16 protein-coding genes are annotated in these 14635 nt (G+C 72.4%); 7 read left to right on the forward strand and 9 right to left on the reverse strand.

What is annotated here, in order from left to right; all coding sequences use genetic code 11:
- Window positions 1-139 precede the first annotated feature (139 nt).
- From J2N69_RS36455 to J2N69_RS34920, 3 genes are all read left to right on the forward strand, one after another.
- Window positions 140-766, forward strand: a complete 627-nt coding sequence (locus tag J2N69_RS36455; protein WP_269075653.1) for a hypothetical protein — start codon at window positions 140-142, stop codon at window positions 764-766.
- Window positions 767-1316: 550 nt separating this feature from the next.
- Window positions 1317-2363, forward strand: coding sequence for a fatty acid desaturase family protein (locus J2N69_RS34915; RefSeq protein WP_230904305.1), 1047 nt, complete (start codon window positions 1317-1319; stop codon window positions 2361-2363).
- Between the two features lie 108 nt (window positions 2364-2471).
- Complete coding sequence (locus J2N69_RS34920; protein ID WP_230904306.1) at window positions 2472-3188, forward strand: DUF2470 domain-containing protein; 717 nt, start codon at window positions 2472-2474, stop codon at window positions 3186-3188.
- Here the strand turns inward: J2N69_RS34920 and J2N69_RS34925 are convergent.
- Window positions 3153-3440: a DUF1232 domain-containing protein gene (locus J2N69_RS34925; protein WP_127909173.1), complete on the reverse strand. Its 288-nt coding sequence runs from the start codon at window positions 3438-3440 to the stop codon at window positions 3153-3155. The two genes, J2N69_RS34920 and J2N69_RS34925, sit on opposite strands and share 36 nt — an antisense overlap.
- Window positions 3441-3545: 105 nt before the next feature.
- On the opposite strand from J2N69_RS34925, the gene J2N69_RS34930 reads away from it, so the two are divergent.
- The gene (locus tag J2N69_RS34930; RefSeq protein WP_408056856.1) at window positions 3546-4169 is read left to right on the forward strand and encodes a cysteine hydrolase family protein; all 624 of its coding nucleotides are present in this window, start codon (window positions 3546-3548) and stop codon (window positions 4167-4169) included.
- Here J2N69_RS34930 and J2N69_RS34935 read toward each other — a convergent pair.
- Window positions 4156-5409 (reverse strand): lactonase family protein, encoded by a 1254-nt coding sequence (locus tag J2N69_RS34935; protein ID WP_230904307.1) that lies wholly within the window; start codon window positions 5407-5409, stop codon window positions 4156-4158. The two genes, J2N69_RS34930 and J2N69_RS34935, sit on opposite strands and share 14 nt — an antisense overlap.
- Window positions 5410-5665: 256 nt before the next feature.
- On the opposite strand from J2N69_RS34935, the gene J2N69_RS34940 reads away from it, so the two are divergent.
- Entirely contained in the window at window positions 5666-6760 is a 1095-nt protein-coding gene (locus J2N69_RS34940; protein ID WP_230904308.1) for a hypothetical protein, read from the forward strand.
- Between the two features lie 48 nt (window positions 6761-6808).
- On the opposite strand, the gene J2N69_RS34945 is transcribed toward J2N69_RS34940, so the two are convergent.
- From J2N69_RS34945 to J2N69_RS34955, 3 genes are all read right to left on the reverse strand, one after another.
- Complete coding sequence (locus tag J2N69_RS34945) at window positions 6809-8017, reverse strand: GTP-binding protein (protein ID WP_230904309.1); 1209 nt, start codon at window positions 8015-8017, stop codon at window positions 6809-6811.
- A gap of 12 nt (window positions 8018-8029) precedes the next feature.
- Complete coding sequence (gene rpmF, locus J2N69_RS34950) at window positions 8030-8200, reverse strand: 50S ribosomal protein L32 (protein WP_127909172.1); 171 nt, start codon at window positions 8198-8200, stop codon at window positions 8030-8032.
- A gap of 139 nt (window positions 8201-8339) precedes the next feature.
- On the reverse strand, window positions 8340-9581 hold the full coding sequence (locus J2N69_RS34955; RefSeq protein WP_230905004.1) for an MFS transporter: 1242 nt from the start codon (window positions 9579-9581) through the stop codon (window positions 8340-8342).
- A 570-nt stretch (window positions 9582-10151) separates the two neighbouring features.
- Here J2N69_RS34955 and J2N69_RS34960 point away from each other — a divergent pair.
- Complete coding sequence (locus tag J2N69_RS34960) at window positions 10152-10382, forward strand: hypothetical protein (RefSeq protein ID WP_230904310.1); 231 nt, start codon at window positions 10152-10154, stop codon at window positions 10380-10382.
- A gap of 38 nt (window positions 10383-10420) precedes the next feature.
- Here the strand turns inward: J2N69_RS34960 and J2N69_RS34965 are convergent, their stop codons facing one another.
- The 3 genes from J2N69_RS34965 to J2N69_RS34975 form a co-directional block, all read right to left on the reverse strand.
- Window positions 10421-11452, reverse strand: coding sequence for a glutathione S-transferase family protein (locus J2N69_RS34965; protein WP_230904311.1), 1032 nt, complete (start codon window positions 11450-11452; stop codon window positions 10421-10423).
- The gene (locus J2N69_RS34970; RefSeq protein ID WP_230904312.1) at window positions 11449-11754 is read right to left on the reverse strand and encodes a hypothetical protein; all 306 of its coding nucleotides are present in this window, start codon (window positions 11752-11754) and stop codon (window positions 11449-11451) included. The genes J2N69_RS34965 and J2N69_RS34970 overlap by 4 nt, the downstream gene beginning before the upstream one ends.
- Window positions 11755-11843: 89 nt before the next feature.
- The gene (locus tag J2N69_RS34975) at window positions 11844-13343 is read right to left on the reverse strand and encodes a cytochrome P450 (protein ID WP_230904313.1); all 1500 of its coding nucleotides are present in this window, start codon (window positions 13341-13343) and stop codon (window positions 11844-11846) included.
- 139 nt (window positions 13344-13482) lie between these two features.
- Between J2N69_RS34975 and J2N69_RS34980 the strand changes: the two genes are divergently transcribed.
- A complete protein-coding gene (locus J2N69_RS34980) occupies window positions 13483-14091 on the forward strand; it encodes a TetR/AcrR family transcriptional regulator (RefSeq protein WP_230904314.1) in 609 nt (202 codons plus the stop codon).
- Here J2N69_RS34980 and J2N69_RS36595 read toward each other — a convergent pair.
- Window positions 14081-14617, reverse strand: coding sequence for an HAD-IA family hydrolase (locus J2N69_RS36595; RefSeq protein WP_330166848.1), 537 nt, complete (start codon window positions 14615-14617; stop codon window positions 14081-14083). The genes J2N69_RS34980 and J2N69_RS36595 overlap by 11 nt on opposite strands.
- Window positions 14618-14635 lie beyond the last annotated feature (18 nt).

The following is a 14635-nucleotide window of genomic DNA, read 5'->3' on the forward strand; positions in this document are numbered from 1 at the left end:
AACCTGAGCCAACAATCGAGCAATCAGGCCATATAAGTCATTCGATCATTCAGCGTGACGAATCGGGCGTTCTTTCGGGCTAGGTTATGAGTGTCAGCCGGAGAATTTCTCCGACTGGGCGAAAGGGAAGGCGTACCTCATGCGCTCCACGCGCACCACCCTCATTCCCCGTACAGCCTTGATCGCCGCGATCGCCGTGGCCGGCCTGGCCTTCACCCCCACCCTTGCCTCTGCGACGGCCCGGGCCGAGACGAGCAGCTCCCGTACGGCCACCGGCTTCGGCATCCTCGGGCTGCCCGGCGCCAACGGCGCCAACGGCGTGGGCACCAACGGCGGTATCGGCGGCCTGGGCGGCACTGGGGGCGCGGCCGGCGCCAACGGCAACGGCGGAACCGGAGGCGCCGGCGGCAACGCCGACGGCACCATGAGCACCGGCGGCGCAGGTGGTACCGGCGGTGCCGGTGGCGCCAACGGCAACGGCGGCAACGGCGGCTTCGGCGGTGCGGCCAAGCTCGGCGGTACCGGCGGCAAGGGTGGAGTCGGCGGCGTAGGCGATGCCGGTGCCGGTATCGCCGGCGGCAAGGGCGGCAACGGCGGTGCGTCCATCGTCGGTGGCGGATTCACCGGCGGCAGGGGCGGCGCCGGCGGCGCGGCCAGCCCGGTCTGCCCCGGCAAGCCCGGTGGCAACGGCACCGCGGCCACCCTCACGGCCAACGGCACCACCGGCGCCACGGGCGCGGCCGGCAAGACCACTCTCCCCTGCTGAACGGACCGACGGGCAGACAGCAAGCCTGTGGTCCAGCCTCAGGAGCCACGAATGGAAAGCGGATGACTGAGGTGTGAGGAAGGGTTCGGGCAAGCGCCCGGCTGGGACATCCCAGCCGGGCGCTTGTGCCGTCCACGGGCGCGCGGCCCAAAGTGAACTCCTGTGCCGTACACGGCCTTTACGCGCTGTAAACAGGGCGCTGCTGTACTGTGCAGAACAGGATGCCCCAGCCCCTGGCTGCTCTTCTGTGAACTCCGGGAAGACGTACCGGCGTCCGTACGAGGTCATGGACGCGGGCCGGAATCTAGCGACGCGTCAGGCCCTGCGGGCCCGATCCGCACGACGCGTCGTCATGGCGGCGTGACACATCCCGTCAATACCGCCCTCCCCGATACCGCTGTGACGGTCTGTTCCGACGTCCGAGCGACCGGGCGCGTGGCGGAAGAAGAGGCATCATGCCCACCACCCTCCGCACTCCCCTTCCTGCCCGTACCTGCCCGGTCGGGCCACAGGAACGTCAATGCCGTCCCTCTCGACGACAGGGCCGGCGATGAGCACGCAGGCGCCGGAACAGGCGAAGGTGGCTGTCGCCCCACAGGTGCGCCGGACGGGCAGTGACTTCGCCCGCCTGTCGAAGGAGATCAAAGACGCCGGACTGATGCGGCGCAGGCCCTTCTACTACGGCGTGCGCATGGCGATGGTCTTCGCCGCCTACGCGGGAGGCTGGTTCGCCCTCGTGGCTGTCGGTGACAGCTGGTGGACGCTCGCGGTCGGCGCGTTCCTCGCCCTGGTCTTCGGGCAGGTCGCCCTGGTCGCCCACGATGTCGGTCACCGCCAGGTGTTCCGCAGGACCCGTTCGAGCGCGCTGATCGGGCGTCTCGCCGGCAACCTGGGAATCGGCATGGGCTACGGCTGGTGGCAGGACAAGCACTCACGCCACCACGCCAACCCCAACCACGAGGAACTCGACCCCGACGTGGCCCCCGACATCCTGGTCTGGAGCCAGGCCCAGGCCAGGGCGGCCAGTGGCCTGCCCCGCCTTATCGGCCGTGTCCAGGCGTTCTTGTTCTTCCCCCTGCTGGCGCTCGAAGGCTTCAACCTCCACGCCGCAGGAGTACGGGGCCTGACCGACCGGTCGCTCAAGCAGCGCCGGCTCGAAGGGACGTTGCTGTTCGGGCACTTCGCGCTGTACCTCGCGACGTTGTTCCTCGTCCTGCCCCCGGGCAAGGCGGTGGCCTTCCTCCTCGTGCACCAGTGCCTGTTCGGGTTCTACCTCGGCTCGATCTTCGCCCCTAACCACAAGGGCATGCCCACGATCACCGGCCCTGACCGCCCTGACTTCCTGCGTCGTCAGGTCCTCACCTCCCGCAACGTACGCGGTGGTTTCCTGACCGACGTGGCGCTGGGCGGCTTGAACTACCAGATCGAGCATCACCTCTTCCCCAGCATGCCTTCCCCGAACCTGCGCAAGGCCCAGCTCCTGGTCCGCCGTTACTGCGACGAACTGGGGGTGAGCTACCTCCAGACCTCCCTGATCGCTTCGTACGGCCAAGCGCTCAAGAGCCTGCACCAGGCAGGGCGGCCCCTGCGCGGCTAGCGGGCGGTGACCTCTGGAAGAGGCCCGCCGGGACGAACGGCTTCGTGTACTGGCCCCGCTCCCCGATCTCCGATAAGTTAGGCAAGGCTTACCTAATGGAGGTTGAGGATGGGTGTCCGTCACAGCAGCGCGATCGTGCCCACAGCGGCGGCACGCGCTCGTTCCGTGCTCGCCACCGCGTGGTCCTGCGCGGTGACCACGGAGATCGGCAGGGACGAACTCGTCGGCGCGCACAGCTTCACCGAGGACGGAAGGCTGCGGCTGCGCCCGCCCGAGGACAGTGCCCTCGCCGCCGCCGTCATCTGCGCGCCGCGCGGCGAGCCGTCCACGCTGGTGGAGTTCGTCGACGTCGCGCCCGTACCGCTCAGGGACCGAATTCGCGCCCGCCTGTATCTCTCCGGCTCGCTGGCGTACGACGGGGAGGAACTGTTCCTCGAGCCGACCTGCGCGGTGCTGCACGAGTCGAACGGCGAACGCCAGGGCATCGAACTGGACGAACTCGCCCTGACCGTCCCCGACCCGCTCGCCGAGGCCGAGTCGCGGCTGCTCACCCACCTCGCGGACGCCCACCCGGACGCCGTCGAACAACTCACCCGCCTGGTCAGCCCCGACAGCCTGCAGGGCGTGGTGCGGGTCCGGCCGCTCGCCATCGACCGGCACGGCATCTCCCTGCGCCTCGAACGCGCCCGCAGCCAGGCCGACGTACGCCTGCCCTTCCACGAGACCGTCGCGGACGTCTCCCAGGTGACGGAGTGCATGCACGCCCTGCTGACGAAGGCCGCCCGGCTCTCAGCGACCCGGCGCGGGCGGCCCGTCGGCGGCTGACCGCATCGACCGCAGCGCGAGGAGCAGCACCCCGATGTCGTCCAGGTAGACGGGGTCGGGGAGCAGGTCCGCGGGCAGCAGGAGATAGGCGACCGCACCCCAGAACACCCACTGCCGCTCGACGGGAAGCCCGGCTCTGCGCAGGGCGCGGCGGGTGCGGACGAGGCGTATGAGCAGCACGACCGCGACGCCGAGCGTCACGGCGGCCAGGACGGCTGCGACGACGAGGAAGACGGTCAGTTCCGTGCTCATACGCGGGTACGTTACCCAGGGCGGCCCCCGGCGTCGCGGTCCGGGGCGCGGGGTTCGGCGGGAAATGTTCCGCGGTACATGATCGGCGGCGGGCATGATGGGCGCGTGAACACGCAGCCGAAGCCCGCCGGGCGACCGATACCCGCGGGGCCTGTCACGCCGGAGGCGGCCCCCGCACCCGTTCAGGCCCTGATCCTCGTCGACATGCAGTCCGCCTTCGTCACCGGCGACGGCGCCGTACCCGACGCCCGGCGCCTGCTCGACCGGGTCCGGGACCTCCTGGCCCGGGCGCGCGAGAGCGGCGCGCTCGTCGTCCAGCTCCAGAACGACGGGGAACCCGGCGCCCCCGACGCACCCGGAACGCCCGGCTGGCGGCTCCACCTGCCCGTCGAGGCCGAGCACGGCGAGACCGTCGTACGCAAGGCCGTCGACGACGGCTTCGAGGAGACCGGCCTGGAGGAGCTGTTGCGGGACGCCGGAGTCACGGACCTCGCCGTCTGCGGCGTCATGTCCGAGATGTGCGTGAGCGCCACCGCGCGCACCACCCTGGAACTCGGCTTCCGTGTCGTACTGCCGCATGACGCCCACGCGACGTACGACATCCCTGCGGCGGAAGGCATCAGCGACCTGGTGCCCGCCGCGGTGGTTTCGCGCGTCGCCGAGTGGGCCCTCGGCGACGAGGTCGAGATCGTCGCCCGGGCCCGCGACGTCCGCTTCACGAAGCCGTAGCGGGCAGCGCGCACACCGCGACTGGCGCCCGGAACGGCTTGTCGGCGAGGCGCAGTTCACCGCCGCGCCGGTCCACGTGGAACACGCTCACCGAATCCGACTTCTGGTTCGCGGTGAACAGCAGCCGCTCGGAGGGTGAGAGCGCGAGGTGCCGGGGGAACTCCCCGCGCACCGGCACCGTGCCCAGGAGCCGCAGCCGGGCGCCGCCGCCCTCGACCGCGTACCGGGCGAGGCTGTCGTGCCCCCGGTTGGCGAGGAAGGCGAAGCGCCCTTCGCGCGTCACGGCGATCTGCGCCGGGTAGTTGTCGCCCCCGCCCGAGCCCGTCGCCTGCGGCTCGCCCGGCTTGAGGCGTCCGGTGGCGCGGTCGTACGCGCAGACCACGACGGTGTCGTCCAGCTCGTTGGCGAGATAGGCGAAGCGCCCCGAGGGATGGAAGGTGAGGTGGCGCGGCCCCGCGCCGGGGCGCAACGTCGCGTGGGAGACCTGCCGGAGCGTGCCCGCGTCACCGTCGAGCCGGTAGGTGTGGACCGTGTCGTTGCCCAGGTCGACGGCGAGGACATGCCGCCCGTCGGGGGAGGTGATGACCTGGTGGGCGTGCGGACCCTCCTGGCCCGGGCCCGGCGGCGGGGCGGAGTGCGCGACGACGTCCGTCCGCTCGCCGAGGGCGCCCGAGTCGTCGATGGGGTGGACGGCCACGCTGCCCGAGCCGTAATTCGCGCTGAGCAGCCAACGCCCGCTCGGATGCACGGAGAGGTGGCAGGGCCCCGCCCCGCCCGTCCCTCGCGTCCCCAGGACCTCATGCTTGCCGTCGGACGAGAGCGCGACGGCGGTCACACCGCCCTTCTCCCGCTCGTTGACGCAGTAGAGCGTGCGACCCGAAGGGTGCAGCGCCAGATAGGAGGGGTCGGGCACACCGGTGAGCGTGCCGGTGCCGGTGACGCGGCCCGTGATCTCGTCGTACGTCGCCAGCCCGATGCCCGAGCCGCCGCCGTCCTGGGAGGTGTACGTCCCGAGGAACAACCGCCCCTCGCGGACGGGGCGGTGTGCGGCGGACGGGTCGGGGGCCTCGCCCCGGCGTGTCCCGCCGGGGGTTTTACGGCCAGGGCTCTCGCGGGCCGACGGGTCCGGGGAACCGCATGCCGCGGCCGAGGACAGCGCCCCGGCCGCAAGCGCCGCCATGAACCGCCGCCGCCCCGGACGGCTCCCGGCAGCCCCGGCCGGTCCTGCTCCGCTGTCCATTCCTGCACCTCGCGCGTCGGTGGTGACGGATGTACCGGCCACCCTGCCCCGTACATGATCGAGCCGACAAGAGGCGCACCGTGCGCCTGACACCGCCCGGATGACCGTCGCAGGGTGATCGGCGGGCGCGGGGCTCCGCCGCCCGGGGGAGGAGACCGGGCCCGGAGGGCGACGTGGCGGCCGCGCGAGCGCGAAAGGCTCGGAGGGATCGGCGTTCTCGCCCCTTACCTCTAGACCCCTTACCCCAGGAGAAACAGTGACGGTCTCCGCGAGCAGCTCTGGGACCACGCGCGCACGGCGGAGAACCGCCGCCCGCCGCCCGCCCGACCGGGCACCGTTCGCCGCTCAGGTCTGGGGCGGGCTCTACGCCCTGCTCCTCGTGGGCTGGGCCGCGACCGGCACCGCCGTGCCGCTCACGGCGCACACGCACCAGCCGGCGGCCCTTCACCTCGCCCAGGCCGCCCTTGCCGTCCTGGCCGCCGTCGCCTGCCGGGCCGCTGCTTCCGCGCACCGCGCCCCAACCGGCCGCGACGTGGTCGGGGTTTCGCTCGCCCTGCTGATCCCCGCTTTCGCGTGGGGCGCGATCGGGCTGCCGATGCACTTCGTGACGCTGGTGTCGGGTGCTGGTGTGGAGAGCGCCACCGGGCTCGCCCACGCGCTCCTCCACACCTGCGGCGCCGGGCTCCTCCTCAGGGTCGCCGTCGCGCGCCGCCGCAGGCTGCGCGGCCGGTGCGCCCGCTGCGGCGGCGCGCATCAAGGGCGGGGCGGCGGCACGTGGGTCCACCCCCCGGCCTCCACCGCGTCGGCGCGGACCCGTGCGACGGCGTACGTCCTCATGTGCGGGCTGCTGCCCTGGGCCGTGGTCAAGACCGTCTGGCTCCTCGGCGGCGACGCGCTCGGCGTGAGCGGTGAGGCCTGGCAGCACGACGTGGAGGCGCAGGCGTCGGGCGCCGCGCGCGTCCTCGCCTCGCTGGGCATCGACGTGACCGTGCTGGCGGCGCTGCTCGGGGTGTTCCTGCTGACCGGCCTGATGTACCGCTGGGGGCAGGTGTTCCCGCGCTGGACGTGGCCGCTCGCCGGGCGGCGCGTCCCGCGGCTGCTGCCGCTGATCCCCGCCTGGCTGACCGGCGGCGCCTTGACGGCGTACGGCACGGGCCTCCTCGTATACGCCCTGCTCAGCGCGGTGGGCGTGGTGCCCGCGGTCGAACCCGTGGGGGTCTTCACCACCGTCGCGGGGATGACCTGGATGGTGGCCTTCGGCGGGCTGTGCTTCGCGGGCCTGGGCGGCGGGCTGCTCGTGGCGGCCCGTTCGTACGCGGCACGCACCCGCCCGGTGTGCGGCGGTGTGTGAGCGGCGACCGTCCGCACCGCACACCGCCGCACCCCGGGGTACCGCGTGCTACGCGGACCGGCCCGAGGCCGCCACCGCGGGCGCGACCGGCCGTTCCTCCGCCTCGCAGGCGTCGACGCCGTGTGTCTCCCACGCCGGGAAGGGGTCGTCGAACGGCGCCTTCTCGCCCTCGGTGAGCAGGCAGCGGTCGAGCGCGGCCCGCAGCGGCCCGGCACGCAACTCCGTGCCGATGAAAACCAGTTCCTGGCCCTGCGCGTCGTCCGCCGTGCGCGCCCCCGAGGGCTCGAAGCGCGCCACCGAACCGGCCTGCGACCACAACCCCGTGACCCGGGGGCGGCTCGCCAGCCAGAAGAAGCCCTTGGAGCGCAGGATGCGGCCGAAGGCCCCGCTGTCCATCTCCTCCGTGACGAAGGACCACAACCGCTCCGGATGGAAAGGCCGTCCGGCACGGAACACCGTGCTCGAAATGCCGTACTCCTCGGTCTCGGGGACGTGGTCGCCGTTCAGCTCCCGCACCCACCCCGGGGCCTGCTGGGCGCGCTCCAGGTCGAAGAGGCCGGTGTCGAGGACCTGGGCCAGGTCCACCCGGCCCCGGGTGGCGGGCACCAGCCGGGCCAGGGGGTTGAGGCGCGCGAGGGTGGCCGCGAGCCGCTCGGCGGTGTCCGCGTCGACGAGGTCGAGCTTGTTGAGCACGATGACGTCGGCGAACTCCACCTGATCCATCAGGAGGTCGCTGACGGTGCGCTCGTCGTCCTCGTACTGGTCGAGTCCGCGCTCCACGAGGCCGTCCCCGCCGGTCAGTTCCGGCAGGAAGTTGGCGGCATCCACGACCGTGACCATCGTGTCGAGGCGGGCGAGATCGTCGAGCGTCGCGCCGTCGTCACGGGGGAAGGCGAACGTCGCGGCCACCGGCATCGGTTCGGAGATGCCGCTGGACTCGATGAGCAGATGGTCGAAGCGGCCCTCGCGGGCCAGCCGGTCGACCTCTTCCAGCAGGTCGTCGCGGAGGGTGCAGCAGATGCAGCCGTTGGTCATCTCGACCAGGCGTTCCTCGGTGCGCGACAGGGCGGCCTCGCCGCCGCGCACCAGGGCCGCGTCGATGTTGACCTCGCTCATGTCGTTGACGATCACCGCTACGCGCAGGCCCTCGCGGTTGCCGAGGACGTGGTTGAGCAGCGTGGTCTTGCCCGCGCCGAGGAAGCCGGACAGGACGGTCACGGGCAGTCGGCCGGGAGGGGCGGTCGATGTGTGCGTCATGCGGTTCGGCGCTCAGCTCTCCGGGCGCAGCAGGCCGCGCTCGTACGCCTTGAGCAGCCGTTGCGGGACCATGTGCCGCGTGCCGTCGACGGTGACGGGCACCAGCTGCGGCGTGCTGGCCTTCCACTGGGCGCGACGGTGGCGGGTGTTGCTGCGCGACATCTTCCGCTTGGGTACGGCCATGACGTCCTCCTGGGGTGTGGGGCGGGGTGACGCCCCGACGCTATATGAAAATGAATCCCATTAACAAGTGAGGCTGTCCGGTCGTGCGGAGGGAGGCGAAAACAGGAGCCGTGGGGCAGCCGTGGTCTCATCCTCAGCTTCAGGGTGAGACTCCGGTCGGCGGCCGGCGGGAGGTGTGGTCCTTGCGGGGCAGCAGCAGCGGGGTGGCCAGCAGGAGCAGCCCGGCCCCCGCGATCGCGGCGCGGGGCCCGGTGGCGGCGGCCAGCAGTCCCCACAGGGCGGTCATCGCCGCGATCGAGGCCTTGCTCGTGACCGACCAGGCGGTCAGGACGCGGGCGACGCGGTCGGCCGGGGTCTGTTCGAGACGGTAGGTGGCGATCACCGGGTTGTACATCGCCGAGCAGGTGATCAGCCCCAGCTCGACGGCCATGACGAGGACGAGACCGGCGACGCCGGGGCGGACGAAGGCCAGGCCGAGCGGCCAGCACGCGCGCAGCGCGCCGACGGTGAACAGGACCGTGCGCTGTCCGTACCGCGCCACGAGCCGCCGGGACAACCGCGAGCCGATCAGTCCGCCGACGCACGGCACCGCGAAGGCGAGACCGTACTGCCAGGGCGTGAAGCCGAGGCTCCCGAGCATCAGGACGGCCAGCAGCGGCGAGGCCGCCATGATCAAGCCGTTGACCAGCACCGAGTTGAAGAACAGCGGGCGCAGAACGGGGTCGGCGAGGAGGTGCCGCCACCCGTCGAGGAGGTCGCCCGCCCGCGGCCGGTGCGCGGCGAAAGCGCGCACCGGCCGCTGCTCTTCGCCGCCGACCGCCCGGAGGCCCAGCGCCGAGAGCAGATAGCTGGCCGCGTCGGCGGCCACGGTCGCCAGGGGGCCGAACAGGCCGACCACCGCCCCGCCCAGCGGCGGCCCGAGCATGGTGGCCGTCCAGGTCGTCGACTCGAACCGCCCGTTCGCGACGAGGAGGTCCCGGGGCGGTACGAGTGCCTTGAGGAAGGCACCGCTCGCCGCGCTGAACATGATGTCGGCCGCGGCGACGACGACCGACACGACGAGTAGCTGCGCGAAGCCGAGCACCCCGAGCGCGAACGCCACGGGCACGCTCAGCAGTGCCACGCACCGCACCAGGTCCATCGCGACCATCACCGGCCGCTTGCGGCGGAACTCCACCCATGGCCCGAGCGGCACCGCCACGGCCGCGCCCACCGCGAGGCCGGAAGCGGCGAGCACGGCCACCTCCGTGGCACCGGAGTGCAGCACCAGGATCGCGACGAGCGGGAACGCGTCGAACGCGAGCCGCGTACCGAACGTGCTGACCGTGTACGCCGCCCACAGCCACCCGAACCGCCGCCCGAGCGACCGCCTCCCCGCCACCGCGCGCACCTCCCACCGATCACCGGACAACCGCGTACCGACCGCCGTCATCCAAGCGAGCAGGCCCCGCAGCGATCAAACAACCACCGCCCGCACCACCCCCAACCAACCGTTGTCTTGCCTGGTCACGAGCGGATGACGGTGCGTCTCCGGTGGTCTCAGCCCTCTCGGTCCGGCCGGCTTGCCCACGGTCAGCGAGCCACGGAAGAGGGCGGCCACGATCCGCGAACGCAGCACCCCTCGGCGCGGGAACGCTCGAACAGTGCGAGGTCATCGAGGGAGCCCTGTGATCGACGACCGTGGTGATGCCGTGGCCGATCGCGTCGTCCAGGCTCTTGGCGAGCCGCCCGTACTGCGGGTCGGGCGACGCCCACGGCACGCCGAGCACGCGCAGCGCGCCCGGTGACCGTCCCGGCTCAGCCCCTTGACGGCGAAGTCCTTGACGAACCCGGTGGGTTCGCCGGTCTCCGGGACGGTCTCGGCGCGGTCGAACGGCAGGCGGGCGGAGGAGTAGCCCGAGCGGCCGACTGGCGAGGCGGTCCGTCGGGGCCTCGTGGAAGAGTTCCCGGCATGAGCGACTACCCGTACACGGCGCGTCCCCGGATCACGGTCCTCGGGGTCCAGCCCGGCAGCCCGCCGTTCCGCATCGTGGAGATCGACGGTGAGGTGGTCGGCACGGCGAAGACCGTCACGGACGTCCTGGACGCGGCCTCCATGGCCGGCATCACCGTGCACGACCTCGACGACCCGGACACCGTGCGCTGGGTCGGCGGCGACAAGTTCACCTGGCGGCCGCACTGACCGCCGCCCGGCCAGGCGCGCCGCGGAGGCCGTGCCGGTCAGGGCCGCCCGGTGGCGGGCACCTCCTCCCCGGCGGGCACCGGGCCCGGCGGTGTGCCGTCGCCGAACGGCCGTCCGCCCAGCTCCGCACGGTGGTGCGGCGTCAGCCACCCGGCGAGGTCGGGGCCGAGCGGCACGATCCCGGTGGGGTTGATGCCCGCGTGCACCTGGTAGTAGTGCCGCTTGATGTGGTCGAAGTCGATGGTGTCCCCGAACCCCGGCGTCTGGAACAGATCCCTGGCATACGCCCACAGCACCCGGTCCTCGGACAGCTTCCAGCGGTTGCACTTGAAGTGGCCGTGGTACACCGCGTCGAACCGCACCAGCGTGCTGAACAGCCGGATGTCCGCCTCCGTGATGGTCTCCCCGACGAGGTAACGCCGCCTCGCCAGCCGCTCCGAGGTCAGCTCCAGGCGGCGGAACACATCGCGGCACGCCGCCTCGTACGCACTCTGCTCCGAGGCGAAACCCGCGCGGTACACGCCGTTGTTGACGTCACGGTAGATGCCCTCCATCACCGTGTCGATCTCGTCGCGCAGCGGTTCGGGATAGAGGTCCGGCGCCCCTTCGCGGTGCAGCGACGTCCACTCGGTCGTGAAGTCCAGGGTGATCTGCTGGTAGTCGTTCGTGACCAGCTTGCCGCTCGGTACGTCCACGAGGGCGGGCACGCTGACGCCGCCCGGATAGCCGCTCTCCCGCGCGTCGTACGCCTCGCTCAGGAAGCGGATGCCGAGGACCGGGTCGCGGCCGCTGGGGTCCAGCGTGAACCGCCAGCTCCGGTCGTCCTGGATCGGGTCGGTGACCGCGAGGGACAGGGCGCCTTCCAGGCCGAGCAGCCGCCGGGCCACCAGCGCACGCCCCGCCCACGGACAGGCGCGGCTCACCACCAGGCGGTACCGCCCCGCCTCCACCGGCCAGCCGTCTCGGCCATCGGCGGTGACACGGTCCGCGAAGTGGCTCTTGGACCGCTTGAACTCCTTGTGGCCGTACGAGGCGTTGCCCTCGGCCGGGCTGCCCGCCGAGGCGCTCATGACCGGCCGCCCTTCCGTGCGCAGGAGCGGGCGACAGGGGCGGGCGCGGTGGCCGGCGGTTCCGGCGAGCGCGGGGGCGCGGGTGGCGTCAGGTCATAGATGCGGTCGATGAGCACCGCTTCGTTCCCCGCGAGGCCGGCGCGGCGCAGCGCGTCGTCCGCTTCCGCGATGGGGCCCGCCAGCAGCGTCGCCGCGGCGGCCGGTGGGACCGCCGCGGGGTCGGAGAGCGCGGCGCGCGCGGTGTGCAGCAGACGCAAGCAGGCCTGGGCGGCGAGCAGTTCCTCGGACGTCGTGCCGGTCATGTCGAGCGACTCCTCTGCGCTGGATGGCGTGGGCGGCATCGCGGCGATGCCCACCCCCACTCTCGCGCACGGGTCTGACAACGGCGCTCCTACACGGCCGGTGAGCGCCTGGTGAGCCGCAAAGTGAGGCCGTCCGGCATGAGGGTCAGGCGCTCGGCGACGCGCAGCCGGTAGCCGGGATCGGCGTGCAGGTCGTAGCGGCGCAGCAGCAGGCCGAGCACCAACGTCGCCTCGTGCAGCGCGAACTGACGTCCGATGCAGGCCCGCGCACCGGTGCCGAACGGCTTGAAGACATGGGCGGGCCGCGCGCGTACCGCTGAAGGGGCGAACCGGTCGGGGTCGAACTCCTCCGGACGCTCGCCCCACGCGGCCGGATCGCGGTGCAGCATCGTGGCGAGGACCAGCGCCCACGCGCCCCGGCGCATAGGGTGCTCACCCCCGAGCGTGGTGTCCTCGCGCGCCTCGCGGGCGAACGCGGGAGCGGTCGGCCACAGCCGCAGCGACTCGTCGAGCACCCGGCGTACGTACCGCAACTTGGCCACTTGCTCGTACGCGGGTTCCCCCTCGGCGCCCCACACCTCGTCGACCTCCGCCCGCGCGCGGGCGAGCACCTTTGGGGAACGCGACAAGTAGTGCAGCGCGAACGACAGCGCTCCGGAGGTCGTCTCGTGCCCCGCGACAAGGAAGGTGATGACTTGGCGGCGGATGTTCTCCACAGACAGCCGCTCCCCGGTCTCCGGGTGGGCCACCTCCAGCATGCGGTCGAGCAGATCACCGTGGCCGCCCGGCCCGGACGCGGCACGGCGGGCGGCGATCACCGCGTCCACGGTGCGGTTGAGGTACGCCATGTCGGCGTCGTTGCGCCGGCCGGCGCCGCGCAGCACCAGCGGGGCCAGCAGCGGAGGGACGACGTTGCGGCGCTGGGCGAAGGACAGCGTGCCGACCATGGCCCGCACGAAGGGGTGCGGCGCCGACCGCTCGAACGAGCCGAAGTCGTGCCCGAAGCCGGTGCGGGCGATCGTCTCCAGCGTCAGCTTCGTCATGTCGCCCGGCACGTCCACCGGGCGGCCCGCCGACTCCCGCTCGTCCCAGCGCGCCGTCAGCTGCCGGGCGACGTCCAGCATGAGCGGGTGGTACCCCGCCATCGCCTCACGGCTGAAGCCCGGGGCGAGGATGTCGTGCGCCAGCTGCCAGTTGGGTTCGTGGTTGTACGCCGTGAACAGCCCGTCACCCGCGACCGGACGGAGGTTCGCCACCCCGAGGCCCACGTGCTTGGCGAAGCGCGACTCGTCGGCCAGGTCGGCGACGAGGCCGGCGCCCCACACGAAGACGAATTCCTTGCCGAACGCCTTGCGCCGGAATATGGGCCCAAGACGCTGCCCCATCCGCATCGAATCCTGCAACGGCGTCCGCGCGTCGGCCCCCAGGACGTCGCCGAGGAAGGGCAGGCGGCGCGGCGGGTGCGGTATGCGGCGCAGCTCCGGCCAGCCCAGCTCCGCGCTGCGAAAGCCCTTGGGCGGGGGCGGCGGGGACGGCGGGGGAGCCGCCGACGCCGGCTGCTCCGCCGCGGACCGCGTCGTCTGCGCCATGAGCCATCTCCCTTGTCCAGCCGTCCGGTTGGCGCCGCGGGCCGACCCCGCGGCGACCTGTTGTACGTGGATTCAACAAGCGCCCTCAGTCTGATCCCGCTATTGAATTCGCGTCAAGTAAGTCGAGTAAAGTGCCCGCATGGCCGCGAACCCACAAGAGCGCACGCGCCGCAGGATGAGCACGCAGGAGCGGCGTGAGCAGCTGCTTTCCGTCGGGGCGCGCCTCTTCGCGCTGAAGCCCTACGACGATGTGTGGATCGAGCGGGTCGCGGAGATCGCGGGCGTCTCGCGTGGACTCCTGTATCACTACTTCCCGACCAAACGGGACTTCTTCGCTGCCGTCGTGCAGCGCGAGAGCGAGCGCATGCTGCGCCTGACGGCGGCGGTGCCGGGCCTGCCTGTGCGGGAGCAGATCACCGCCGGACTCGACGCCTTCCTCGGCTATGTGGAGAGCCACGCGCAGGGCTTCCGCGCCTTCCACCGGGCCGAGGCGGCGGGCGACCCGCTGGTCCGCGAGGTCTATGGCGAGGGCCTCGCGGCCCAGGAGCGGCAGATCCTCGCGGCCCTCGCCGCGGACCCGCGGGCCACGGACATCATCCAAGATCCGCCCGCGCTGCGCCTCGCGGTGCGGGGCTGGCTCGCCTTCCTGGTGGCCGTCTGCCTGGAGTGGCTCACGGAACCGGAGCTGACGCGCGAACAGGTGCGGGACCTGTGCGCCAAGGCGCTGCTGGGTGCGATCACGCGCTGAGGCGCGGCTCCTTCCGCAGCGCCTCCCGCAGGTCGGCCGGGATGGTGAAGAGGTGGCCGCGCAGGCCGCCGGCCTCGGCGGCCCGGACGTTCTCCTCGCGGTCGTCGACGAACAGCACCCGGCCCGCCTCGGTGCCCAGGGCGTCCAGACACCAGCGGTACGCGCCCGGTTCGGGCTTGGCGTGGCCGATGCGGCAGGAGAACGCGCGCACCTGGAAGGGCTTGAGCCAGGCGTGCCGCTCTTCGTAGTGCACGGCCAGCCTTTCGGGGATGTTGGACAGCAGCGCGATCCGCCTGCCTGCCGCCGCGAGTCTCCGATCAGCGTGACCGAGGGCTCCGGTGCCAAATCCGAGGCGTACCGCGCCGCGGTCGCATACTCGTCGCCCCGCCGCAGACGTCGCGCTACCGGCCAGAGCCCGGCCGCGCGGTAAGGGACGGCTTCGGCGGACGGCCCCCCGCGATGTCCGCGATCCGCCTGCCTGCCGCCGCGAGTCTCCGATCAGCGTGACCGAGGGCTCCGGTGCCAAATCCGAGGCGTACCGCGC

The organism is Streptomyces huasconensis (assembly GCF_021028635.1).
In the GTDB taxonomy this organism is placed as follows: Bacteria; Actinomycetota; Actinomycetes; order Streptomycetales; family Streptomycetaceae; genus Streptomyces; species Streptomyces huasconensis.